Source organism: Streptomyces sp. NBC_01520 (assembly GCF_045040375.1).
Taxonomy (GTDB): Bacteria; Actinomycetota; Actinomycetes; order Streptomycetales; family Streptomycetaceae; genus Streptomyces.
Map to the genome: position 1 here is coordinate 7,597,699 of NZ_CP109404.1, position 25,951 is coordinate 7,623,649.

Sequence of the window (25,951 nt, forward strand, 5' to 3'; positions counted from 1 at the left end):
TTCCCGTATCGCACCTGCCCGTTCGGGCACTTTGTCCGGCCGCCCCCTGTACCGGCTCCCGGGCCCCTGGGGGCCGTAGGGGTATCAAGCGCCACCGTCCCCTACCTAGCCTCCGTCAACGGAGGGGGAAGCGGACCGGGATCCCGTCCGGAGACAGTCCGCAGGACCGAGGCCCACTTTCGATCCCGATCGGATGGCGCGCTGGTGAACAACGAAGAGCAGCTGCTCGACTACCTCAGGCGTACGACGGCGGATCTGCGGGAGGCACGACGCCGGCTGCGCGAGAACGAACAACGCGCACACGGCCCGGTGGCCATCGTCGGGATCGGCTGCCGCTACCCGGGCGGTGTCACTTCGCCCGAGGACCTATGGAACCTGGTGGCGACGGGAACCGACGCCGTGTCGGAGTTCCCCGGCGACCGCGGCTGGGACGTGGACGCCCTGTACGACCCCGACCCGGACCGGCCCGGGACGACCTACGCACGCACGGGCGGCTTCCTGCACGACGCCCCCGACTTCGACTACGACTTCTTCGGCATCAGCCCCCGTGAGGCCCTCGCCATGGACCCGCAGCAACGCCTGCTGCTGGAGACGTCCTTCGAGGCCTTCGAGCGGGCAGGCATCGTCCCGGCATCCCTGCGCGGGAGCCGCACTGGCGTCTTCGCCGGTGTGATGTACAACGACTACGCCACCCGCCTCGACACCGTCCCCGACGACCTCGACGGCTACCTCGCCAACGGCAGCGCCGCGAGTATCGCCTCCGGGCGCATCGCCTACACCTTCGGCCTGGAGGGCCCGGTCGTCACCGTCGACACCGCCTGCTCCTCCTCGCTGGTCGCCCTGCACTGGGCGGTGCGCGCGCTGCAGGCAGGCGAGTGCTCCCTCGCGCTGGCGGGCGGGGTCACCGTGATGTCCACCCCCGAGACGTTCGTCGACTTCAGCAGGCAGCGCGGCCTCGCCCCCGACGGCCGGTGCAAGGCCTTCTCGACCGCCGCCGACGGCACCGGCTGGGGCGAGGGTGTTGGCATGCTGCTCGTTGAACGTCTGGCCGACGCCCGGCGCAACGGACACCCGGTGCTCGCCGTGGTCCGTGGCAGCGCCGTCAACTCCGACGGCGCCAGCAGCCGGCTGACCGCGCCCAACGGCCCCTCCCAGCAACGGGTCATCCGCCAGGCACTGGCCAGCGCCGGACTCACCGCCGCCGACGTCGACGTGGTCGAGGCGCACGGCACCGGAACCTCACTCGGCGACCCGATCGAGGCACAGGCGCTGCTGGCGACGTACGGCCGCGAGCACCCCGCCGACCGGCCGTTGCTGCTGGGCTCCGTCAAGTCCAACCTCGGTCACACCCAGGCCGCCGCAGGCGTCGCCGGGGTCGTCAAGATGGTCATGGCCATGCGCAACGGCGAGGTGCCGCCCACCCTCCATGTCGACGCCCCCACGGACCAGGTGGACTGGGACGCGGGAGCCGTCGAACTGGCCCTGGAGCGATGCCCCTGGCCCGACACCGGCGGTCCGCGCCGCGCGGCCGTCTCCTCCTTCGGCATCAGCGGCACCAACGCCCACGTCGTGCTGGAACAGGCCCCCCTCGAAGAGGGACCTGCGGCCGCCCCCGGCACCCAGGAGACACCCACCGCGGCGGTGGCCGAACCCCGTGCGAGCGTTCCCGCCGCCACGCCCGTGCCCTGGATCGTCACCGGCCGGAGCTCCGAGGCACTCACCGGCCAGATCGCCCGCCTGCGCGATCACCTCACCGGACACGACGACGCCGCTCCAGCGGACATCGCGCTGTCGTTGGCCACCACCCGCACCCACTTCGCGTACCGAGCCGTCGCCGTCGGCAGCGACACCGGCGCACTGCTCGACGCCCTGGCCGCCGCGAGCCCGCTCACCCCGGTCGGCGGCAGGACGGCGTTCCTGTTCACCGGGCAGGGGGGCCAACGCCCCGGCATGGGCCGCGCCCTGCACCGCGCCTACCCGGTCTACGCCGAGGCGTTCGACGCGGTGTGCGCGCTCGCCGACCCCCGTCTGGAGCGCCCGCTCGGCGAGGTGATCGACGGTGACTCCACGCTGCTCACCCGCACCGATTACGCGCAGATCGCGATCTTCGCCACCGAGGTGGCCATGTACCGGCTGCTGGAGTCCTGGGGCGCGGTGCCGGACCACCTGGCCGGTCACTCCGTCGGTGAACTGGCGGCCGCCCACGTCGCCGGGGTGTTCTCGCTGCCGGACGCGGTCTCCCTCGTCCTCGCCCGCGGCGGCCTGATGGCATCCCTCCCGGCCGGCGGTGCCATGGCCGCGCTGCGGGCGACCGAGGAGGAAGTCGCCCCGTACCTAGACGGGCGGGTCGGCCTCGCCGCCGTCAACGGCCCCCGCTCCGTGGTGGTCTCGGGAACCGAGGAGGCCGTCGACGCACTCGCCGCCCGCTTCGGAGGCGGCAAGCGGCTCAAGGTCTCCCACGCCTTCCACTCGCCGCTGATGAACCCGATGCTGGAAGCCTTCGCCGAGGCCGCCTCCCGGTGCGACTACCAGGAGCCCCGGATCCCGGTGGTCTCCGCCCTCTCCGGCGCCCTCGCCGGCCCCGGCGAGCTCACCACCCCCGGCTACTGGGTGGACCATGTCCGCCGCACCGTCCGTTTCGCCCCCGCTCTCAAGACCCTGCACGACCTGGGCGTTCGGGCGTTTCTCGAGGTCGGCCCGGACGCGGCGCTCACCGCCCTGGCAGCCGAGTGCCTCCCCCCGGACAGCGTGTGTCTGCCCGTCATGCGCCGCGACGGTGACGAACCGCACGGATTCGTCAGCGCGATCGCCCGGCTCCACGCCGCCGGGGGGACCGTCGACTGGGAGGCGTTCCACGTCCCGCACCACGCCCGGGTCACCGACCTCCCCACCTACGCCTTCCGGCGGACCCGCCTGTGGCTCGAGGCCGCAGCGGGCGGCACCGGCGACGCCGACGGGCTCGGACAGCAGGCCACCGGCCATCCGTTGCTGACCGCCGCGACCGAACTGCCCGACACCCAGGGCGCGGTCCTCACCGGGCGGCTGTCCCTGTCCTCCCACCCCTGGCTCGGCGACCACGCCGTCCACGGCACCGTTCTGCTGCCCGGCACCGCCTTCGTCGAGATGGCGCTGCGGGCCGCCGCGCAGACCGGCTGCGACACCGTCGGGGAACTCACCCTGCACGCCCCCCTCACCCTGCCGGAACACGGCTCCGTGGCCGTACAGGTCGCCGTCGACGCGGAACGGGACGGACGCCGCGAACTCACCGTCTGGTCCCGCCGCACCGACACCCCGGACACCCCGTGGACCCGTAACGCCGGGGGCGTCCTGACCACCGCGCCCACCGACGGGGCACCGCCCGCCGACCCCGCCACCTGGCCCCCCGCCGGCGCGGAACCCGTCGGCCTGGACGGGCTCTACACCCAACTGGCCCGCACCGGATACGGCTACGGCGAGGTCTTCCAGGGCCTGCGCGCCATGTGGCGCAGGGGCGAAGAACTGTACGCCGAAGCCGCCCTGCCGGAGGGGGCACGCACCACCGCCGGCGCGTTCGGCATCCACCCGGCCCTGCTGGACGCCGCCCTGCACGTCAACCTGCTGGACCTGGCCGGCGGACAGGCCGTTCTGCCCTTCGCCTGGAGCGGCGTCACCCTGCACCGGGCGGGCACCGACCGCCTGCGCCTGCGCCTGTCCCCGGCCGGGAACGACGCCGTACGCCTCGACCTGGCCGACGGGGACGGCACACCCGTCGCCACCGTCCGCGGCCTCGTGGCCCGCCCCGTCACGGCCGACCAGCTCACCGCGGACGCCGACGACCCCCTGTACCGGGTCGACCTCGTCCCGGCCCCGGGCGCGGCGCACCCGGTCCCGTCCGCCCTGGCCGTGTGCGGCGCCGACGCCGGCCTCGACGTGCCCCGGCACCGCGACCTCGCCGCACTGGCGGACGCGGGCGATGTGCCCGGCACGGTCGTCCTGGCCGTACCCGCCGACCCCGCCGTCGGCACCGGCCTGCCGGAGCGGGCACGGGACCTGGTCGGCACCACCCTGGACACCCTGCGCCACTGGCTCGACGACGAACGCTTCACCGGCCGCCGGCTCGCCGTACTGCTGCGCGGCGACCAGCTCGCGCACAGCCCGCTGTTCGGCCTGTTGCGCGCCGCGGCGGCAGAGAACCCCGGCCGCTTCCTGCTGATCGGCACCGACGGCAGCGCCGCGCCGGACGCTGCCCTCGCCACCGCGCTGGCCTCCGACGAGCCGGAGATCGCCGTACGGGACGGCGAGGTACGCGTGCCGCGCCTGGCCCGCGCCAAGCCCGGCGGTCCCCTCGCCTGGGACCCTGACGGCACCGTGCTCATCACCGGCGGCACCGGGGGCCTGGGCGCCCTGATCGCCCGCCACCTGGTCACCGAGCACGGCGTACGCCGCCTGCTGCTGGCCGGCCGGCGCGGCGCGGACGCCCCCGGCGCGGCCGGCCTCCGTGACGAACTCGCCGCGCTCGGTGCCGAGGTCACCCTCGCCCGCTGCGACGTCGCGGACCGCGCCGACCTCGCCGCACTGCTCGGCCGGCACCCGGTCCGCGCCGTGGTGCACGCCGCCGGCGTCGTCGACAACGGGGTTCTGGCCACGCTCGACGCCGACCGCGTCGAACGGGTCCTGCGGCCCAAGGTGGACGCCGCCTGGCACCTGCACGACCTGACGCGGGAGTCGGACCTGTCGGCGTTCGTCCTGCTGTCCTCCACCGCGGGTCTGCTCGTCGGCGGCGGCCAGGCCAACTACGCGGCCGCCAACACCTTTCTCGACGGCCTCGCGGTCCACCGCCGTTCCCTCGGCCTGCCCGCCGTCTCGCTGGCCTACGGCCTGTGGGCATCGGGCGGCGGCATGAGCGCGGGCATCGAATCGGCCGACCTGGAGCGGCTGCGCCGCCTCGGCCTGCCACCCCTGGCCCCCGCCCAGGCACTGCGCATGTTCGACGCGGCCCTCGGTGCCGAGGACGCCCTCGTGGTTCCCGTCCGGCTGGACGGGGCGGCCGTACGGGCCAGGCCGGACGGCGTCCCCGCGCTGCTGCGCGGACTCGTCCGCCCCGCGGCCCGCAGGCCCGGCGCCGACACCGCGGACGGTCCCTCGTCCGTCTCCTGGGGCGAGCGGCTCGCCGCCCTGCCCGACACCGAACGCGACCGTGTCCTGCTGGACCTGGTCCGCACCCATGTCGCCGGTGTGCTCGGGCACCCCTCACCGCAGTCGGTGGACCCCGGACGCGCCTTCCAGGAGATGGGCTTCGACTCGCTCGCCGCCGTCGAGCTGCGGAACCTCCTCGCGGGCGCGACCGGCCTCACCCTTCCGGCGACGCTGGTCTTCGACCAGCCCTCGCCCCGCACACTCGCCGCCCACCTCAAGACCGCACTCGTCCCGGGACCGGCCGACCTCGCCCGGTCCGCCCTGGCCGACGTGGACCGGCTCGAGGCCGCCCTGATCGGCCTGCCCGACCAGGACGGCAGCCACGCCCGCGTCACCGCGCGCCTCGAAGCACTGCTCCGTGGCTGGCAGGACGCCCGCGGCGGCGACGCCGCGCCCGCGTCGCCGCAGGACTTCGGCGAGGCCAGCGACGCAGAACTCTTCGCGACGATCGACAACGAACTGGGAGCCCTGTGATGGAAGACCCGGCAACGGCCGACAAGCTCCGCGACTACCTGAAGCGGGCCACGACCGAGCTGGAGCGCAGCCGGCGCCGCGTACGGGAGCTGGAGGAGCAGGACCACGAACCCGTCGCCATCATCGGTATGGGCTGCCGCTACCCCGGCGGGATACGCACCCCCGAGGACCTGTGGCGCATCGTCGACGAGGGCGTCGACGTCGTCTCCGACTTCCCCACCGACCGTGGCTGGGACGTCGACGCCCTCTACGACCCCGAGCCCGGGGCCCCGGGCAAGTCCTATGTGCGCCACGGCGGTTTCCTGTACGACGCCGCCGAGTGCGACCCCGCCTTCTTCGGCATCAGCCCCAAGGACGCGCCCGGCACCGACCCCCAGCAGCGCATGCTGCTGGAGGTCACCTGGGAGGCCTTCGAACGGGCCGGCATCGACCCCACGGCCGTGAAGGGCACGCAGACCGGTGTCTTCGTCGGCCTGATGCACCACGACTACGTCGGCGGCACCATCTCCGGCAGCATCGTCTCCGGCCGGATCGCCTACACCCTCGGACTGGAGGGTCCGGCGGTCACGATGGACACCGCCTGCTCCTCCTCGCTGGTCGCCCTCCACTCGGCGATCCAGTCGCTGCGCAAGGGCGAATGCTCCCTCGCGCTGGCGGGCGGAGCCGCTGTCATGGCCAGCCCCGAGATGTTCGTCGAGTTCAGCGAGCGCCGCGCGCTGTCGCCCGACGGCCGCTGCCACTCCTTCTCCGACGACGCCGCCGGCGCCGCCTGGGCCGAGGGCGCGGGCATGCTCCTCGTCGAGCGGCTGTCCGACGCCCGCCGCAACGGCCACACGGTGCTCGCCGTCGTCCGAGGCAGCGCCGTCAACCAGGACGGTGCCTCCAACGGCCTCACCGCGCCCAGCGGACCGGCCCAGGTACGTGTCATCCGGCAGGCGCTCGCCGACGCCCAGCTGGCCCCGCACCACATCGACGCGGTGGAGGCCCACGGCACCGGCACCACGCTCGGCGATCCCATCGAGGCCCAGGCCGTCATTGCCGCCTACGGGCAGGACCGCCCCGAGGGCCGGCCGCTGTGGCTGGGCTCCATCAAGTCCAACATGGGCCACGCCCAGGCCGCCGCCGGAGTCGGCGCCGTCATCAAGATGGTCATGGCGATGCGCCACGGCACCCTCCCCAGGACGCTGCACGTCGGCACCCCCAGCACCGCTGTCGACTGGAACGCCGGAGCCGTCGAACTCCTCACCGAACCCCGCCCCTGGGACGGTGACGGCCGGCCGCGCCGCGCCGCCGTCTCCTCCTTCGGCATCTCCGGCACCAACGCGCACACCGTCCTGGAGGAGGCCCCGCCCGCCGAGATGGGCGAGAGCACCCCCGACCGCGCCGAGCTGCCCGTCGTACCCTGGCTGCTCTCCGGCAAGGGCGCCGACGCCGTGCAGCGGCAGGCGGAACGGCTGCTGGCGGTCGCCGGAGACCTCGACCCGTACGACGTGGGCCACTCGCTGGCCACCACCCGTTCCCTGTTCAGCCACCGCGCCGCCGTGACCGGACGTGACCGGGACGAACTGCTGGCCGCCCTGCGCGAGGTCGCCGCGGGCACCCGCACGCCCGTCGTGGCCCCCGAACCCGGCCGCCTCGCCGTGATCTTCTCCGGTCAGGGCTCGCAGCGCCCCGGCATGGGCCGCACTCTGCACGCCGGCTTCCCGGTGTTCGCCGCCGCCTTCGACGAGATCTGCGCCGCGTTCGACACGCACCTCGACCGGCCGTTGGCCGACGTCATGTTCGACGAGGACGCCGACGGAGCCGACGCGCCGCTGCACCGCACCGTCTACACCCAGGCGGCGCTGTTCACCTTCGAGACCGCCCTCTACCGGCTGCTGGAGCACTGGGGCGTCCGTCCCGACCTGCTCGCCGGACACTCCATCGGCGAGATCGTCGCGGCCCATGTCGCCGGCGTGCTCGATCTGAAGGACGCGGTCACCCTGGTCGCTGCCCGGGGCCGTCTCATGCAGGACCTGCCGGCCGGGGGAGCGATGGTGTCCCTGCGCGCCTCCGAGGCCGACGTCACCGCGCTCCTCACCGGCGGTGTCGACATCGCCGCCGTCAACGGCCCGCGCTCCGTCGTGGTCTCCGGCGACGAGGAGGCCGTCCTCGCCGTCGCCGCCCGGGCCGAGAAGAGCACCCGGCTGAAGGTGTCGCACGCCTTCCACTCGCACCGTATGGACCCGATGCTTGAATCCTTCCGCGAGGTCCTGGCCGGCCTCACCTTCCACGAGCCCGCGCTCCCGGTCGTCTCGAACGTCACCGGCCGGATCGCCGACGACCTGGCCGGCGCCGACTACTGGGTACGGCACGTCCGCGAGGCCGTCCGCTTCCACGACGGGGTCACCACGCTCGCCGCCGAGGGTGCCACCCGCTTCCTGGAGATCGGTCCCGACTCCGTGCTCAGCACCATGGCGCAGGACGTGGTCCCCGACGCCATCGGCACCCAGCGCCGCGACCGTGCCGAGGACGCCGCCCTCGTCGATGCCCTCTGCCGCCTCCACCTCACCGGCACCGGGCCCGACTGGCGCACGGTCTTCACCGGCGGCCGCACCGTCGACCTGCCGACCTATCCGTTCCGGCGGGACCGGCACTGGGAGGACGCCCCCATCCTGCAGGCCGAGCGTCAGGCCGCGGCCGGCTCCGGCGGCGACGCCGGCGACCCGTTCTGGGACCTGGTGCGCGAGCAGGACGTGAGCGCCGTCGCCGCCACCCTCGGTCTCGACGACGAGCGATCCGTAGCCGCCGTCGTGCCCGCCCTCGCCACCTGGCACGGGCGGCGACAGGCGTCCGCCGCGGCGGACGGACTGCGCTACCGCGTCACCTGGGAACCGCTGGCGCCTTCCGCCACCCCGGCGCTCGGCGGGACCTGGCTGGCCGTCGTCCCCGAGTCCGTCGCCGACGCGCCGTGGGCCACCGGCCTGATCGGGGGCCTGGCCGGCCACGGGCTGAACGTCGACACCCTGACCGTGCAGGACACCGCCGACCGTGCCGCACTGGCCGCCGCACTCACCGGCCGGGGCACGGCCGACGGCATCCTGTATCTGTCCGCCCCGGCGACGCGGCCCGACGCCCTCGCCGCCCTCGTCCAGGCCCTCGGGGACACCGGCGCCGACGCCCCGCTGTGGTGTGCCACCCGGGACGCCGTCGCGCACGGCGCCGGAGCCACCGTCACCGGCTTCGCCCAGGCCGCCCTGTGGGGCCTCGGCAGGGTCGCCGCCCTGGAGCACCCCGATCGGTGGGGCGGCCTCGTCGACCTGCCCGCCGAGGCCGGTCCGCGGACCGTGGCCCGCCTCGCCGGGCTGCTCGGCGACGCCGGAGGCGAGGACCAGGTCGTGATCCGGGAATCCGGCGCCTACGGACGCCGGCTGGAGCGTGCCCGGGCCCGCGCGGGCGCCCCCTGGCAGCCGTCCGGCACGGTGCTGGTCACCGGCGCCACCGGCGCAGTCGGCGCAGCCGTCGCCCGCCGGCTCGCCGCCGAGGGCGCCGAACACCTGCTGCTCGCCTCCCGCCGCGGTCCGGACGCGCCCGGCGCCGCCGACCTGGTCCGTGAACTTACCGCCACCGGTACCGGCGTCACCCTGACCGCCTGCGACGTCGCCGACCGGTCGGCACTGGCCGGCCTGCTGGACTCCGTACCGGCGCAGCACCCCCTGACGGCCGTCGTGCACCTGGCCGGCGCCCTCGACGACGGCGTCCTGGACGCCCTGGACGCAGGCCGGTTCGCCCGCGTCCTCGGCCCCAAGGCGGACGCCGCCCGTCATCTGCACGAACTGACGGCCGGCCTCGGCCTCTCGGCGTTCGTGCTGTTCTCCTCCCTGACCGCCACCGTCGGCGGCGCCGGCCAGGCCAACTACGCCGCCGCCAACGCCTACCTGGACGCCCTGGCCGAACACCGAAACGCGGCCGGACTCCCCGCCACCTCCGTGGCCTGGGGACCCTGGGGCGGCGACGGCATGGCGGCGCACGACACGGTGCGCTCCTCGGCCCGTGCGATGGGCATGTCCCTGCTCGACCCGGACACCGCCCTCACCGCGCTGCGCCGCGCCCTGGACGGCGGCGACACCACGGTCACCGTCGCCGACGTCGACTGGTCGGTGTTCGCCCCCGCGTTCACCGCGACCCGGCCCAGCCCGCTCTTCTCCGCACTCCCGGAGGCCCGGCGCACCGCCGTGACGGACGGCGCGAACGCGGCCGACGGCTTCGCGGAGAAGCTCGCGGGACTCACCGGAGGGGAACGCGAGCGCGCCCTGCAGGACCTGGTCTGCGGCCAGGCGGCCACCGTCCTCGGATACGGCGACGCCGGAGCCGTCGAAGCGACCAGCGCCTTCCGCGACCTGGGCTTCGACTCGCTCACCTCGGTCGACCTTCGCAACCGGATCAGCGGCGCCGCCGGGGTGCCGCTGCCGGCCACACTCATCTTCGACTACGCCACCCCCGCCGCCCTCGCCAAGTACCTGGGCACCGAACTCGTCGGCGCGGACACCTCCGTGGACGCCGTGGTCGCCGAATTCGAACGGGTCGCCGCCCGGCTCGGCGACCTCACCGCCGAGGACCTGGAACGGAGCAGGGTCACCACCCGCCTGCAGACCCTGCTCAACGACCTGGACAAAACCCTCGGCCAGGATGCGGCAGCCGTCACCGGCCGCCTGGAAGAGGCCTCCGCCGACGACGTCTTCGCGTTCATCGACAACGAACTCGGCTCGGCGTGACCCCGCACTCCCACGACACCCCGGCCTGCCCGCGGCCCACCTCTTCGCACAGGAGTGGCGACACCCGATGACCAACGACGAAAAGCTGCTCTCCTACCTCAAGCGGGTCTCCGCCGATCTGCACCAGACTCGCCAGCGGCTGCGCGAGGTGGAGACCCAGGACCGGGAACCCATCGCCATCGTCGGAATGAGCTGCCGCTTCCCCGGCGGGGTCACCACCCCCGAGGAGTTCTGGCGGCTGGTCCACGAGGGCACCGACGCCATCGAGGACTTCCCCGGTGACCGCGGCTGGGACGTCGACGCGCTGTACGACCCGGACCCGGACGCCGCGGGGAAGACGTACTCCACGCGCGGCGGCTTCCTGCGCGACGCCGCAGGGTTCGAGCCGGACTTCTTCGGCATAAGCCCGCGGGAGGCCGTCGCGATGGACCCCCAGCAGCGCTTGCTGCTGGAGGTGTCGTGGGAGGCGCTGGAACGCGCCCGTATCGCCCCCGACTCGGTGCACGGCGCCCGGGTCGGGGTGTTCGCCGGCACCAACGGCCAGGACTACCGGGACCTGCTGGCCCGGATGCCGCAGGACTCCGAGGCGGCGCTCGGCACCGGCGCCCTGGCAGCCGTGATCTCCGGCCGGATCTCCTACGCCCTCGGGCTGGAGGGCCCGGCCGTCACCATCGACACCGCCTGCTCGTCGGCGCTCGTGGCGGTGCACCTCGCCGTCCAGGCCCTGCGCGGCAAGGAGTGCACCCTCGCCCTGGCGGGCGGCGCCACGGTCATGTCCACCCCCAACTCGTTCGTCGCCTTCTCCCGCCAGAGGGGTCTCGCCCCTGACGGCCGGTGCAAGTCCTTCGCGGACTCGGCCGACGGCACGGGCTGGGGCGAGGGCGTGGGCATGCTGCTGCTGGAGCGGCTGAGCGACGCCCGCCGCAACGGCCACGAGGTCCTCGCCGTCATCCGGGGCTCGGCCGTCAACCAGGACGGCGCCTCCAACGGCCTGACCGCCCCCAACGGCCCGTCCCAGCAGCGGGTCGTGCGCGCCGCGCTGGCGGGCGCGCAACTCACCGCGGCCGATGTCGACCTGCTGGAGGCGCACGGCACCGGCACCACGCTCGGTGACCCCATCGAGGCGCAGGCCCTGCTCGCCACCTACGGGCAGGACCGGCCGCAGGACGCACCGCTGTGGCTGGGATCGGTGAAGTCCAACATCGGCCACACCCAGGCCGCCGCGGGTGTCGCCGGCATCATCAAGGTCGTCATGGCGATGCGGCACGGCGTGCTGCCGCGGAGCCTGCACGCCGAGGAGCCGTCCGTCAAGGTCGACTGGAGCCAGGGCAACGTCCGCCTGCTCACCGCCAACCGCCCCTGGACGGATCCCGGGCGCCCGCGTCGGGCCGCGGTCTCCTCCTTCGGCGCCAGCGGAACCAACGCCCACACCATCCTGGAAGAGGCGCCCGCGGACGAACCCGCGGAGGAACCCGCGCCGCGCACCGCGCCGGCGCTGGTGCCGTGGGTGCTCTCCGGCCGCAGCGAGCGGGCTCTGCGCGAGCAGGCCGCCCGCCTGGCCGCGGCCGTGACCGACGCCGATCCCGTGGACGTGGCGCACTCGCTGGCCGTCACCCGCACCGCCCACCCGTACCGGGCCGTGGTCCTCGGCGCCGACCGGGACACACTGCTCGACGCCGTGACCCGGGTCGCCGAGGGCGGCCAGGCCACCGCGCTCGGCCGCGTCCGCAAGGGCCAGACCGCCTTCCTGTTCACCGGCCAGGGCTCCCAGCGCCCCGGCATGGGCCGCGAACTGCGCGCCAACTTCCCGGTCTTCGCCCGGTCCTTCGACGAGATCTGCGAGCTGTCCGGCGACGGCGGCCTGCGGGAGCTGGTCCTCGGCGACGATCCCGAGCCGCTGAACCGTACCGGCCGTACCCAGACCGCGCTGTTCGCCTTCGAGGTGGCGCTGTACCGGCTGGTGGAGTCCTGGGGCCTCGCACCCGACTACCTCGCGGGCCACTCCATCGGCGAGATCGCCGCCGCCCACGTCGCGGGCGTACTGGACCTGGCGGACGCCACCACGCTGGTGGCCGCGCGCGGTCGGCTCATGCAGGCCCTCCCCGAGGGTGGGGCCATGATCGCCCTGCGCGCCTCCGAGGAGGCCGTCCGCCCCCTGCTCACCGCTGGGGTCGGCGTCGCCGCCGTCAACGGGCCGGACTCCGTCGTGATCTCCGGCGACGCCGCCGAGGCCGACGCGGTCGCCGCGCACTTCGAGAAGAGCCGCCGGCTGACGGTGTCGCACGCCTTCCACTCGCCGCTGATGGAACCGATGCTGGCCGAGTTCCGGTCCGTGGTGTCGTCTCTGACCTTCCGGCGGGCGACCGTGCCCCTGGTGTCCGGCGTCACGGGCCGGCTCGCCACTCAGGAGATCAGCACCCCCGAGTACTGGGTCCGGCACGCGCGCGAGGCCGTCCGCTTCCACGACGGGATCCGCGCCCTCGCCGCCGAGGGCGTGACCCGGTTCCTGGAGATCGGCCCCGACGCGGTGCTGACCGCCATGGCCCGCGAGTGCCTGGCCGCCACGGAGGACGAGACCGCCGGCGGCGGCGCCGTCCTGGCCGCCGCCACCCGTCGCGGACGGGACGAGACCGAGACCCTGCTCACCGCCCTGGCCCAGCTGCACGCCGGCGGCGCCGGACCGCGCTGGGAGGCGCTGTTCACCGGGGCCCGCACCGTCGACCTGCCCACCACGGCCTTCCAGCGCGAGCGGTTCTGGCCCGAGACGGCCGCCCCGGTCGGCGACGTCGGCTCCGTCGGACTGGACTCCGCCGACCACCCGTTGCTCGGTGCCGCCACCGTGCTCGCCGGCTCCGACGGCGCGGTCCTGACCGGCCGGCTGTCCGTGCGCACCCACCCCTGGCTCGCCGACCACGCCGTCGGCGGCTCCGTCGTCGTGCCCGGCACCGCCATGGTGGAACTCGCGGTCCGCGCAGGCGACCAGGTCGGCTGCGGCCGGCTGGAGGAACTGGCCCTGGAGATACCGCTGGTGCTGCCGCCCGCCGACGGCGTCCGTGTCCAGGTCGCCGTAGGCACCCCCGACCCGGCCGGGGCCCGCACGGTCCAGATCTACGCGCGCGCCGAGAGCAGCCCCGCCGACGGACCCTGGAACCTGCACGCCTCCGGTCTGCTCACCGACGGCACGGCGCCCCCCGGCGCCCGGCTGGACGTCTGGCCGCCGCAGGACGCCGAGGAGCTCGACCTCACCGGCCTGTACGAGCGGCACGCCGCCGCAGGCCTGGACTACGGGCCCGCCTTCCGCGCCCTGACCGCCGCCTGGCGGGACGGAGACGCGGTCCTCGCCGAGGTGCGCCTTCCGGAGGGGCCTGCCGCGGACGCCCCCCGCTTCGGCCTCCATCCCGCCGCCTTCGACGCCGCCCTGCACTCCCTGGCCCTGCTCGGCGACGGCTCCGGAGACGACACCGCCCGGCTGCCGTTCATGTTCGCCGGCGTCACCCTGCACGCCGTGGGCGCCTCGGTCCTGCGGGCCCGCATGACGCCCACCGGCGACCACACCTTCGCCGTCGACCTGGCCGACGCCACGGGTGCCCCCGTCGCCACCGTCGACTCGCTGGCCTCCCGTCCGCTGACCCGGCTGACGACCGGGCAGGACATCGCGGGCGCGGCCCTGTTCGCCCTCGACTGGCAGCCGCTGGCGCTCGACACCGACGCCCCCGCTGCCGACCACCGCCTGCTGGAGATCCCGTCCGGCTCCGATGCCGAGGCGGTACGCGCGGCGCTGCACACCGCCCTCGCCGCCCTCCAGGACGACGACCCCCGGCCGCTGGCCGTCGTCACCCGGGGCGCCGTCTCCACCGGCGGTGAGGACGTGCCCGGCCTGGCCGGCGCCGCAGTGTGGGGACTGGCGCGCTCCGCGCAGTCGGAGAACCCCGGCCGGTGCGTCCTGCTCGACCTCGAACCCGGCACCGACCCCGGCACCCTGCTGCCCGCCGTTCTCGCCTCCGGCGAACCGCAGGTCGCCGTTCGCTCCGGCGCCGCCCGCGCGGGCCGGCTGGTACGCGCCGAGCCGCTCGACGACGCGGCGGCCCCGGTCCTCGACCCGGAGGGCACCGTGCTGCTGACCGGTGCCACCGGCGGGCTCGGCCCCGTACTCGCCCGGCATCTGGTCACCGCCCACGGCGTACGCCACCTCGCCCTGGTCAGTCGCCGCGGCCACGCCGACGAACTGGTCGCCGAACTCGCCGCGCTCGGCGCGAGCGCCACCGCGCACGCCTGCGACGTCGCCGACCGCGACGCCCTCGCCACCCTCCTCGACGGCATCGGACAGGACCGTCCGCTCACCGCGGTCGTGCACGCCGCGGGTGTCCTCGACGACGGAGTGGTGTCCTCCCTGACGCCCGAGCGCCTCGACGCCGTCCTCGCCCCCAAGGCACTCGGCGCCCTGCACCTGCACGAACTGACCCGGGATCACGGCCTCTCCGCGTTCGTGCTGTTCTCCTCCGTCGCCGGCACCGTCGGCGCGCCCGGACAGGGCAACTACGCCGCCGCCAACGCCTGCCTCGACGCGCTCGCCTCCCACCGCAGCGCGAACGGATCGCCCGCCCTCGCCCTGGCCTGGGGGCCCTGGGCCCCGACCGGCGGCATGACCGGTGCCTTGGACGAGGCCGACCTCGCCCGCATGTCCCGCGGCGGCGTGATCCCCCTGTCCGCCGAGGAGGGCACCGCCCTCTTCGACCGGGCACTGCGCACCGGCCGCCCCGTGGTGGCCCCCGTACGGCTCGACCTGTCCGCGCTGCGCGCCCAGGGGGGCGAACTCGCCCCCGTTCTGCGTGCCCTGGCAGGGCGCCCGGCGCGCCGGGAGGCCGCCACCGAGGGCACCGGGTCCGGTTTCGCGGAGCGCATGGCCGCCCTCGGCGGGACGGAGCGGGCGGAGGCGCTGCTGCAGACCGTCCGCGCCCATGTGGCCGCCGTCCTCGGACACGCCGGACCGGACGCCGTGGAGACCGACCGGGCCTTCAAGGAACTCGGCTTCGACTCGCTCGCCGCGATCGAACTGCGCAACTCCCTGTCCGCCGAGACGGGGCAGCGGCTGCCCGCCACCCTCGTCTTCGACCACCCCTCGCCCGAGGCGCTCGCCCTCCACCTTGGCACCCTGGTCGCCGGAGCCGGCGGCGCCGTACGCCGCGCCCGCCGCACCGGGCGCGTCCGCGCCGACGAGCCGCTGGCGATCGTCGGCATGGCCTGCCGCTACCCGGGCGGCGTACGCACGCCGCAGGACCTCTGGCGGCTGGTCGCCGACGGGACGGACGCCATCGCCCCGTTCCCCGTCAACCGCGGCTGGGACGTCGACCGCGTCGTCGACCCCACGCGGCAGCGCCCCGACACCTCCTACGTCGGCGAGGGCGGGTTCCTCTACGACGCGGGCGAGTTCGACGCCGCGTTCTTCGGCATCAGCCCCAAGGAGGCGCTCGTCACCGACCCGCAGCAGCGGCTGCTGCTTGAGGCCTCCTGGGAGGCACTGGAGCACGCCGGCATCGACCCGCACTCCCTCAAGGGCAGCCCGACGGGCGTGTTCGCTGGTGTGCAGTACCACGACTACTTCGGCAGCTTCGGCTCCGGCAGCATCATCTCCGGCCGGGTCGCCTACACCCTCGGCCTGGAGGGCCCCTCGCTGTCCGTCGACACCGCCTGCTCCTCGTCGCTGGTGGCGCTGCACCTGGCCGGGCAGTCACTGCGCCAGGGTGAGTCCTCACTCGCGCTGGTCGGCGGCGTCGCCGTCATGGCCACGCCGGAGACCTTCATCGAGTTCAGCCGGCAGGGCGCCCTCGCCCCCGACGCCCGCACCCGCGCGTTCGCCGACGCCGCAGGCGGCACCGTGTGGGGTGAGGGTGTCGGCGTCCTCGTGGTCGAGCGTCTCTCGGACGCCCGCCGCAACGGCCACCCGGTCCTCGCGGTCGTCCGAGGCACCGCCGTCAACCAGGACGGTGCCTCCAACGGCCTGACCGCGCCCAACGGCCCGTCCCAGGAACGCGTCATACTCCAGGCCCTGGAGAACGCCCGCCTCACCACCGCCGACGTCGACGTGGTGGAGGCGCACGGGACCGGAACGACCCTCGGCGACCCGATCGAGGCGCAGGCCCTGCTGGCCACCTACGGGCAGGACCGGCCCGAGGACCGGCCGCTGTGGCTGGGGTCGGTCAAGTCCAACATCGGGCACACCCAGGCCGCGGCCGGTGTCGCCGGTGTGATCAAGATGGTCATGGCGATGCGGCACGGCAGCCTGCCCAGGACCCTGCACGTCGACGAGCCGTCCGGCAAGGTCGACTGGGAGGCGGGGCAGGTGCGCCTGCTGACCGAGGAGCGGTCCTGGCCCCAGACAGGCCGACCGCGCCGCGCCGGGGTGTCGTCCTTCGGGATCAGCGGTACCAACGCCCACGTCATCCTCGAACAGGTCCCCTCGGCCCCGGAGTCCGACGCGGCGCCGGACGACGGCGTCACCCCGGAGACATCGGTCCCGTGGCTGTTGTCGGCGAAGTCGCCCGCAGCGCTCGCCGGACAGGCCGCCGCGCTGCTGGGCCACCTCGACGCGCACCCCGAACTCGGCCCCGACGAGATCGGCTGGTCGCTGGCCACCGGCCGCGCCCACTTCGCGCACCGTGCCGCCGTCACCGGCAGCGACCCCGCCGAACTGCGCGCGGCTCTCACCGCGCTGGCCGAAGGCGGTACGGCCCGTAACCTCGCCGAGGGCACCACCACCGGCCGGGCCCGGCCCGTCTTCGTCTTCCCCGGCCAGGGCTCGCAGTGGTCCGGCATGGCCACGGAACTCCTCGACGCATCACCTGTGTTCGCGGCCCGCATGGCCGAGTGCGCCGCCGCCCTGGAACCCTACGTCGACTGGGACTTCGCCACCGAGCTGCGCGGCGGGCTCGACCGGGTCGACGTCGTCCAGCCCCTGCTGTGGGCGGTGATGGTGTCCCTGGCGCGCACCTGGAGCGGTTACGGCGTCACCCCGGCTGCGGTCATCGGCCACTCCCAGGGCGAGATCGCCGCCGCCTGCGCGGTCGGGGCGCTCTCCCTGGAGGACGGCGCGCGCGTGGTCGCCCTGCGCTCCCAGGCCATCGCCGAACTGTTGTCCGGCTCCGGCGGCATGATGTCCGTGGGCGAGGGCGCCGACACGGTCCGCGCCCGGCTCGCCGCCTGGGACGGCCGGCTGTCGGTCGCCGCGGTCAACGGCACCGCCTCCACGGTCGTCTCCGGGGACTCCGACGCCCTCGACGAATTCATCGTCCGGCTGCGCGCCGAGAAGGTCCGCGCAAAGCGGCTGCCCGTGGACTACGCCTCCCACAGCGCCCACGTGGAGTCCCTGCGCGAACGCCTCGCCGAGGACCTGGCCGGCATCGAGCCGCGCAGCACCGACGTGCCGTTCTACTCCACCGTCACCGGTGCCCCGATCGACACCGCCGAACTCGGTGCCGACTACTGGTACACCAACCTCCGCAGTACCGTGCTGTTCGAGCAGGCGGTGCGCGGCGCCGTCGCCGCCGGGCACACCCTGTTCGTGGAGTCCAGCCCGCACCCGGTGCTGACCGTCGGTATCCAGGAGACGGACGACGCGGTCGCCGCGGTCGGCTCGCTGCGCCGCGACGAAGGCGGACGGGACCGGCTGCTCGTCGCCCTTGGCGAGGCTTTCACCCACGGCGCCGGCGTCGACTGGGCCGCGGTCGCCGAAGGCCGCCGCACCCGCCTGGTCCCCCTGCCCGCGTACGCCTTCCAGCACGAGTGGTACTGGCTCGACAGCACCACCACCGGCGCCGACGTCACGGCCGCCGGCCTCGCGGCCACCGACCACTCCCTGCTCGGCGCCGCCATGGCACGGGCAGGCAGCGAGGAGGCCGTCCTCACCGGCCGGCTCTCGGCGAGCACGCACCCCTGGCTGAACGACCACCGGGTCGGGGACCGGCTGCTGTTCCCCGGCACCGGACACCTCGAACTCGCCCTGCGCGCGGGCGACCAGGTCGGCTGCGGCGACCTGGTCGAACTCACCCTCCACGCCCCACTGGTCCTGCCCGACCACGGAGCCGTCCAGCTCCAGGCCGTCGTCGGCCCGCCCGACGGCTCGACCCGCCCGCTCACCCTGTGGTCCCGTCCCGAGAGCGCGGACGAGGAACTGCCCTGGACCCGGCACGCCGACGGGCTGCTCGCTCCGACCGGATCTCTCCCGGCCGTCGTGGAACCCCTCACGTCCTGGCCGCCGCGCGATGCCGAACCGATTCCTCTCGACGGCCTCTACGACGAACTCGCCGCCCTCGGACTCGGCTACGGGCCGCTGTTCCAGGGCCTGCGCGCCGCCTGGCGCACCCAGGACGCCGTGTACGCCGAGGTGGCGACCGACGCGCCGGTCGACGGCTTCGGACTGCACCCGGCCCTCTTCGACGCCGCCCTGCACACCGTCGGCCTCACCGACGCCGCCGGCGACCGGGCGCTGCTGCCGTTCGCATGGTCCGGGGTGCGACTGCACGCAAGCGGGGCCACCGCGCTGCGCGTGAAGGTCCGCGCCACCGGCGAGGGCACCGTCGCCCTCACCCTCGCCGACCCGGCCGGCGCAGCCGTCGCCACGGTCGACTCCCTCACCCTGCGCCCGTTGCGCACCGACCTGGTGGACGCGGCAGCCAGGACCTCCCGGTCCGGCGCGCTGCACCGCGTCGACTGGATCCCCGCACCTGCCCCGGCGGAGACCGCGCACACCTCGCAGGACGGAGAGGTGCTGCGCGCCCCTGCGGGCGTCGGCGCCGCCGAGACGCGCGAGGCCGTAGCCACCGTCCTCGACGAGCTGCGCGACCGGCTCGCCGACGACCAGGGCGGCGACAGCGCTCTCGTCGTCCTCACCGGGCCCGATCCGGCCGGCGCCGCGGTAGGAGGGCTGGTCCGCTCGGCCCAGTCCGAGAACCCCGGCCGCATCGTCCTGGTCGAGAGCGGGACGGACCCCGGCCCGGACCGTCTCGCCGAGGCCGTCGCGAGCGGCGAACCGCACCTCGCGCTGCGCGACGGCGCCTGGTACGTGCCGCGGCTGGCGCGTGTCCTGGACACGCGCACCGACGCCGCAGCCGAAGCCGTCGCCCCGGACGCCAGCACCGGTGCCGGAGTCGGCCTGGGATCCGGCACCGTCCTGCTCACCGGCGCGACCGGCGCCCTCGGCGGGATCATCGCCCGCCATCTGGCCGGCCGCCTCGGCGTGCGCAACCTGCTACTGCTCAGCAGGAGCGGCGCCGACGACGGCCTGATCACCGAGCTGACCGAGCTGGGCGCCGAGGTCACCGGCGTCGCCTGCGACGCAGCCGACCGCGAGGCCCTCGCCGGGGTGCTGGCCGGGATCCCCGCCGACCGGCCGCTGACCGCAGTGATCCACGCGGCCGGCGTCCTCGCCGACGGCGTGCTCGCCTCCCTCACCCCCGAACGTGTCGACACGGTCTTCCGGCCCAAGGTCGACGCCGCCTGGAACCTGCACGAACTCACCGCGGACCTCGGCCTGTCGGCGTTCGTGCTCTTCTCCTCCTCGGCCGCCACCCTCGGCTCCCCGGGCCAGGGCAACTACGCCGCCGCCAACGCCTACCTCGACGCCCTCGCCGCCCACCGGCACTCCCTCGGCCTGCCCGCGCACTCCCTGGCCTGGGGCCTGTGGGCCCAGGCGAGCGGCATGACCGGAACCCTCGACGAATCCGACCGGGCACGCATCGCCCGCGGCGGTGTCGCCCCACTGCCGACCGAGGAAGGACTCGCCCTGTTCGACGCCGCCCTGCGCGGCACCGAACCCGTCGTTCTCCCGGTCAGACTGGACACCGCGGCGCTGCGCGGCCAGGCGGATGCCCTCGCCCCGATCTTCCGCGGCCTGGTACCCGTACGCCGCGCCACCGCCGGTCAGGCGGCCGCAGGCAGCGCCGACTCGCTGCGCGACCAGCTCGCCGGGCTGCTGGAGCCGGAGCGCGAACCGTTCCTCACCGAACTCGTGCAGAGCCGGGTCGCCACCATCCTCGGGTACCGCTCCGCCCAGGACGTCGGCCGCACGCTGCCCTTCCGGGAACTCGGCTTCGACTCACTGGCCGCGGTCGAACTGCGCAACGGGCTCGCCGCCGCGACCGGACTGCGCCTGCCCGCCACCCTGGTCTTCGACCACCCGACCCCGGCGGAACTCGCCCGGTACCTTCTGGGCGAACTGACCGGCGCACTCGACCGGGCGGCGCCCGCCACCCCGGCACGGGCCGCCGCCGACGAGCCCATCGCGATCGTCGGCATGGGCTGCCGCTTCCCCGGCGACATCTCCTCCCCGGAGGAACTGTGGCGCCTCGTGGCCGAAGGCCGCGACGCCGTGGGGGAGTTCCCCGCGGACCGCGGCTGGGACGTCGAGACCCTCCACGACCCGACCCTGGACCGGCCGGGCACCAGCTACACCCGGCACGGCGCCTTCCTTTACGGAGCGGCCGACTTCGACCCGGCCTTCTTCGCCATGGACGAGGAGGAAGCCCTCGTCACCGACCCCCAGCAGCGGCTGCTGCTGGAGACCTCCTGGGAAGCCCTGGAGCGGGCCTCCATCGACCCGGCCACCCTGCGCGGATCGGACACCGGTGTCTTCGCGGGTGTCATGTATCACGACTACTTCGGCAGCTTCGGCTCCGGCAGCGTCGTTTCCGGCCGGGTCGCCTACACCCTGGGCCTGGAGGGGCCGACCCTGTCCGTCGACACCGCCTGCTCCTCCTCGCTGGTGGCCCTGCACCTGGCCGCTCAGGCGCTGCGCCAGGGCGAGTGCTCCCTGGCCCTCGCCGGGGGAGTGACCGTCATGGCCACCCCCGGCACGTTCGTGGAGTTCAGCCGGAACCGCGGCCTCTCCGGTGACGGCCGCTGCCGCCCCTTCGCCGACGCCGCAGACGGCACCGGGTTCGGCGAGGGAGCCGGCGTGCTGCTGCTGGAGCGGCTCAGTGACGCCCGCCGCAACGGCCGGACGATCCTCGCCGTGCTCCGAGGCACCGCCGTCAACCAGGACGGTGCCTCCAACGGCATCACCGCCCCCAACGGCCCCGCCCAGCAACGCGTCATCCGCCGCGCCCTGGAGGCGGCGGGCGTCGGCGCGGCCGACGTCGACGTGGTCGAGGCCCACGGCACCGGCACCACCCTCGGCGACCCCATCGAGGCCCAGGCCCTGATCGCCACCTACGGCGCGGAGCACACCGAGGAACGCCCGCTGTGGCTCGGCTCGGTCAAGTCCAACCTGGGCCACACCCAGGCCGCCGCCGGTGTCGCCGGCGTCATCAAGATGGTCCAGGCGATCCACCACGAGACCCTGCCGGCCAGCCTCGGCATCGACCAGCCCTCCCGGCACGTGGAGTGGGAGGGCGGCAACGTCCGTCCGCTGACCGAGTCCCTGCCGTGGCCGGACCCGGGCCGGCCACGCCGCGCGGGCATCTCCTCCTTCGGGATCTCCGGCACCAACGCCCACGTGATCGTGGAGGCGCCGCCCGCCACGCCGTCCGCCCCCGCTGCGCCGCCCGCCGGGCCCGCGGTGGGCGTCGTGCCGTGGCTGCTCTCCGGCCACACGCCCCAGGCGCTGCGGGCCCAGGCCGGCCGGCTCCTGGACCACCTGACCGGCCACCCGGACGCCGACCCGCACCGGATCGCCGGCGCCCTCGCCCACGCCCGTACCGCACTCGGCCACCGAGCCGCCGTCGTCGGGCACACCGACGAGGACCTGACCGCCGGGCTGCGGGCGCTGGCCGAGGGCCGCACACCTCCCGTCGGCACGGCCGGCCCGGCGACCGACGGCAAGCTGGCCCTGCTCTTCTCCGGCCAGGGCTCCCAACTGCCCGGCATGGGTGCCCGGCTCACTGCGGCGTTCCCCGTTTTCGCCGCCGCCTTCGACGAGGTCCGCACGCACATGGACCCGCTGCTGGACCGGCCGCTCGGCGACGTACTCGGCTCCGCCGAACTGCTGGAGCGCACCGAGTACACCCAGCCCGCCCTGTTCGCCTTCGAGGTGGCCCTGTTCCGGCTGCTGGAGTCGTTCGGCGTCAGGCCCGACCTCCTTGCGGGCCACTCCGTCGGCGAGTTCGCCGCCGCCCACGTGGCGGGCGTCCTCGGCCTCCAGGACGCCTGTCGGCTCGTCGCCGCCCGGGGCCGACTGATGCAGGCTCTCCCCACCGGCGGCGTCATGATCGCCGTACGCGCGGCGGAGGACGAGGTCACGCCGCTGCTCGGGGAAGGGGTCGGCCTCGCCGCCGTCAACGGACCCGGGTCCGTGGTGGTCTCCGGCCCGGCCGGCCCGGCCCGCGCCCTCGCCGCCCGCTTCGGCCGGAGCAAGGAACTGGCCGTCAGCCACGCCTTCCACTCGGCCCTGATGGAACCGATGCTCCAGGAGTTCCGCGAGGTCGCCGAGTCGCTGTCGTACGGGCCGCTGCGCATCCCGCTGGTGTCCACCGTCACCGGCGCCCCCGCGGCCGCCGACGAACTGTCCACCCCGGAGTACTGGGTGCGGCACGCCCGCGAGGCGGTCCGCTTCGCCGACGCCGTGTCCGCCCTGCACCACGCGGGCGCCCGGCACTTCGCCGAGGTCGGCCCCGGCAGCGCGCTCACCGCCGCCGCCGGTGACTGCCTGCCCGAGGACACGGCCGCCGTCGTCGCGCTCCAGCGCAAGGACCGTGAGGAGACCGAGGCACTGGTCACCGGGCTTGCCGCGCTGCACGTGCACGGCGTCACCGTCGACTGGACGGACCTGCTGCCCCACCGCGACGGCTCGGACCTGCCCACCTACGCCTTCCAGCGCGACCGTTACTGGATGACCGGCGACCCGGGGCAGCCCGGGCCCGCCGTCGGCCATCCGCTGCTGGGCGCTGCGGTCGAACGTGCCGACGCGGACGCGGCCCTGCACACCGGCCGGCTCTCGCTCTCCGCCCAGCCGTGGCTGGCCGACCACGCCGTCGGCGGTGTGCCGCTCCTGCCGGGCACGGCGTTCGTCGAGATGGCCCTCGCCGCCGGTGCCGGACTGGACTGCCCCGTGGTGGAGGAACTGACCATCGCCGAACCGCTGGTGCTGCCCGCGCACGGCAGCGTCCGCCTCCAGTGCACCGTCGGCGAACCGGACGCCGGCGGCGTCCGGGCTTTCACCGTGTACGCCGCGACGGCCGACGACGACCCGTGGACCACCCACGCCACCGGTGCGCTGCGCCCCGCGGACCCGGCACCCGCCCACGACCTGACGTCCTGGCCGCCGCCCGGCGCCGAACCCGTCGACCTGGACGACGTCTACGGACGGCTCGCCGCGCTGGGCGCCGAGTACGGGCCCCGCTTCCAGGGCCTGCGCGCGGCCTGGCGCCTCGGCGACGAGGTGTACGCCGAGGTCGCCGTAGGCACCGACGGCGTCGCGTTCGGACTGCACCCGGCGCTGCTCGACTCCGCGCTGCACGCCATCGGACTGCGCGCCGGAGCCCCGGAGCATATGGCGCTGCCGTTCGTCTGGAACGGCGTCGAACTGCACGCCACGGGAGCGACCGCCCTGCGCGTGCGGATCGCGCCGTTGGACTCCGGCGCCGTACGCATCGACGCCGCCGACGCCGACGGCCGGCCCGTGGCCCGGGTCGCGTCGCTGACGTTGCGGGAGGTCGACCCCGCGCGGATCGCCGCGGCGGCCGCCGGTGGGCACGAGGACCTGTTCGCGCTGGACTGGGTGCCCGTCACCGTGCCCACCGCCCCCCAGGCCGGCCGGTGGGCCGTCCTCGGATCCGGCCACGACGAACTGGCCGCCGCGCTCGCCGGGGAGGTAGCCGAGGTCACGACCGTCACCGGGCTGCCGGAGGCAGCCGCCCAGGCGCCCGACACCCTGGTCGTCCCGCACCCCGGCGGACGGGGCCCCGAGGAGATCCGGGCCGGGGCCCGGCGGCTGCTCGCCGTGGTCCGCGACTGGCTGGCCGACGAGCGGTTCGCCGGCACCGGCCTGGTCGTCACCACCCGGGGGGCCGTCGGCCCCGATGCCGCTGCGGTCACCGACCCCGGTGCCGCCGCCGCGTGGGGCCTGATCCGCTCGGCCCAGTCCGAGCACCCCGACCGGGTCGTCCTCGCCGACCTCGACGACACCGACGCATCCCGCCGCCTGCTGCCCTCCGCCGTCGCCTCCGGCGAACCCCAACTGGTGCTCCGTAAGGGAACGGTGGCCGCCCCCCGGCTCATCCGCGCCCCGCGCCGGGACGGGCACGCCCCGGCCGACTGGACGGGCACCGTGCTGATCACCGGCGGAACCGGCGCTCTCGGCCGGGAGGTGGCCCGCCACCTGGTCACCCGACACGGTGCCACGCGGCTTGTCCTGCTCAGCCGAGCCGGAGCCGACGCCCCCGGCGCCGCGGAACTGCGGGAGGAACTGACCGCCCTCGGCGCGCGGATCACCCTCGTCGCCTGCGACGCCTCCGACCGCGCCGCCCTCGCCCGCGTCCTGGACGACCACCCCGTCACCGCGGTGGTGCACACCGCCGGTGTCCTCGCCGACGCAGTCCTCACCTCCCTCACGCCCCGGCAACTGGACACGGTGCTGCGGCCCAAGCTGGACGCCGCCTTGCATCTGCACGAACTCACCACGGACCGTCCGCTGACCGCGTTCGTGCTGTTCTCGTCCGCGGCCGGACTGTTCGGCAGCCCGGGCCAGGCCGCCTACGCCGCGGGCAACGCCTTCCTCGACGCCCTCGCCACGCACCGGCACTCCCTGGGGCTGCCGGCCGTCTCGCTCGCCTGGGGCGCCTGGGCGGGCGGCGGAGGCATGGCCGACCGTCTCAGGGACACCGACACGCGGCGTATGGCATCCGGGGGAGTGCTCCCCCTCGACACGTCGGCGGGTCTGGAGCTGTTCGACACCGCGGTGGGACGCGAGGAGCCGGTCCTGCTGCCGGCCCGCCTGGACCTGGGTGCCCCGCGGGACGCCGACCGTATCGCCCCGCTGCTGCGCGGCCTGGTGCGCGCGCCCCGACGCACAGGTGCCACCGCGTCCGTGGCCTCGGCGGCGCTCCGCCGGGACCTGGCCGCCCGCACACCGGAGGAACGGACCGCGCTGCTGCTCGAACTGGTGCGGGACGAGGCCCGGCAGGTGCTCGGGACCGAGGAGTTCGAGGCCGAGTTGCCCTTCAAGGACCTCGGCTTCGACTCACTGACCGCCGTCGAGTTCCGCAACCGGCTCAACGAGGCGACCGGGCTGCGGCTGTCCGCCACACTCGTCTTCGACCACCCGAGTCCGGCCGCCCTCACCGACCACCTCGCCGCAGAGCTGACGCCGGCAGCCGCCGACGGTCCGCGCGAGGAGGACACCGTCCGCGCCGCCCTGGCCGCCCTCCCGGTGGCCAGGCTCCGCGAAGCCGGACTGCTGGACAGCCTGCTCGAACTCGCCGGGCTGCGGCCCGCGCGGGAGCAGTCCGCGAACGAAGCGCCCAGCCGCCCCGCGATCGACGCGATGGACGCCGAGAGCCTGATCACCCTGGCGCTCGACGACCTCGTCGGCGACGACGACGCCCTGTGAGAAGGAAGAA

At 75.1% G+C, this 25,951-nt stretch carries 3 protein-coding genes; all 3 read left to right on the forward strand.

The features are described 5' to 3' along the window. Positions 1 to 204 precede the first annotated feature (204 nt). Positions 205 to 5,649 (forward strand): SDR family NAD(P)-dependent oxidoreductase, encoded by a 5,445-nt coding sequence (locus tag OG524_RS34200; protein WP_405812303.1) that lies wholly within the window; start codon positions 205 to 207, stop codon positions 5,647 to 5,649. Continuing rightward, a complete protein-coding gene (locus tag OG524_RS34205) occupies positions 5,646 to 10,403 on the forward strand; it encodes a type I polyketide synthase (protein WP_405812304.1) in 4,758 nt (1,585 codons plus the stop codon). The genes OG524_RS34200 and OG524_RS34205 overlap by 4 nt, the downstream gene beginning before the upstream one ends. Positions 10,404 to 10,470: 67 nt before the next feature. Continuing rightward, the gene (locus OG524_RS34210; protein ID WP_405812305.1) at positions 10,471 to 25,941 is read left to right on the forward strand and encodes an SDR family NAD(P)-dependent oxidoreductase; all 15,471 of its coding nucleotides are present in this window, start codon (positions 10,471 to 10,473) and stop codon (positions 25,939 to 25,941) included. Positions 25,942 to 25,951: the final 10 nt, after the last annotated feature.

Coding starts and splice junctions, on each gene's coding strand:
- OG524_RS34210 (WP_405812305.1), top strand. CDS start 10,471: ATGACCAACGACGAAAAGCTGCTCTCCTACCTCAAGCGGGTCTCCGCC.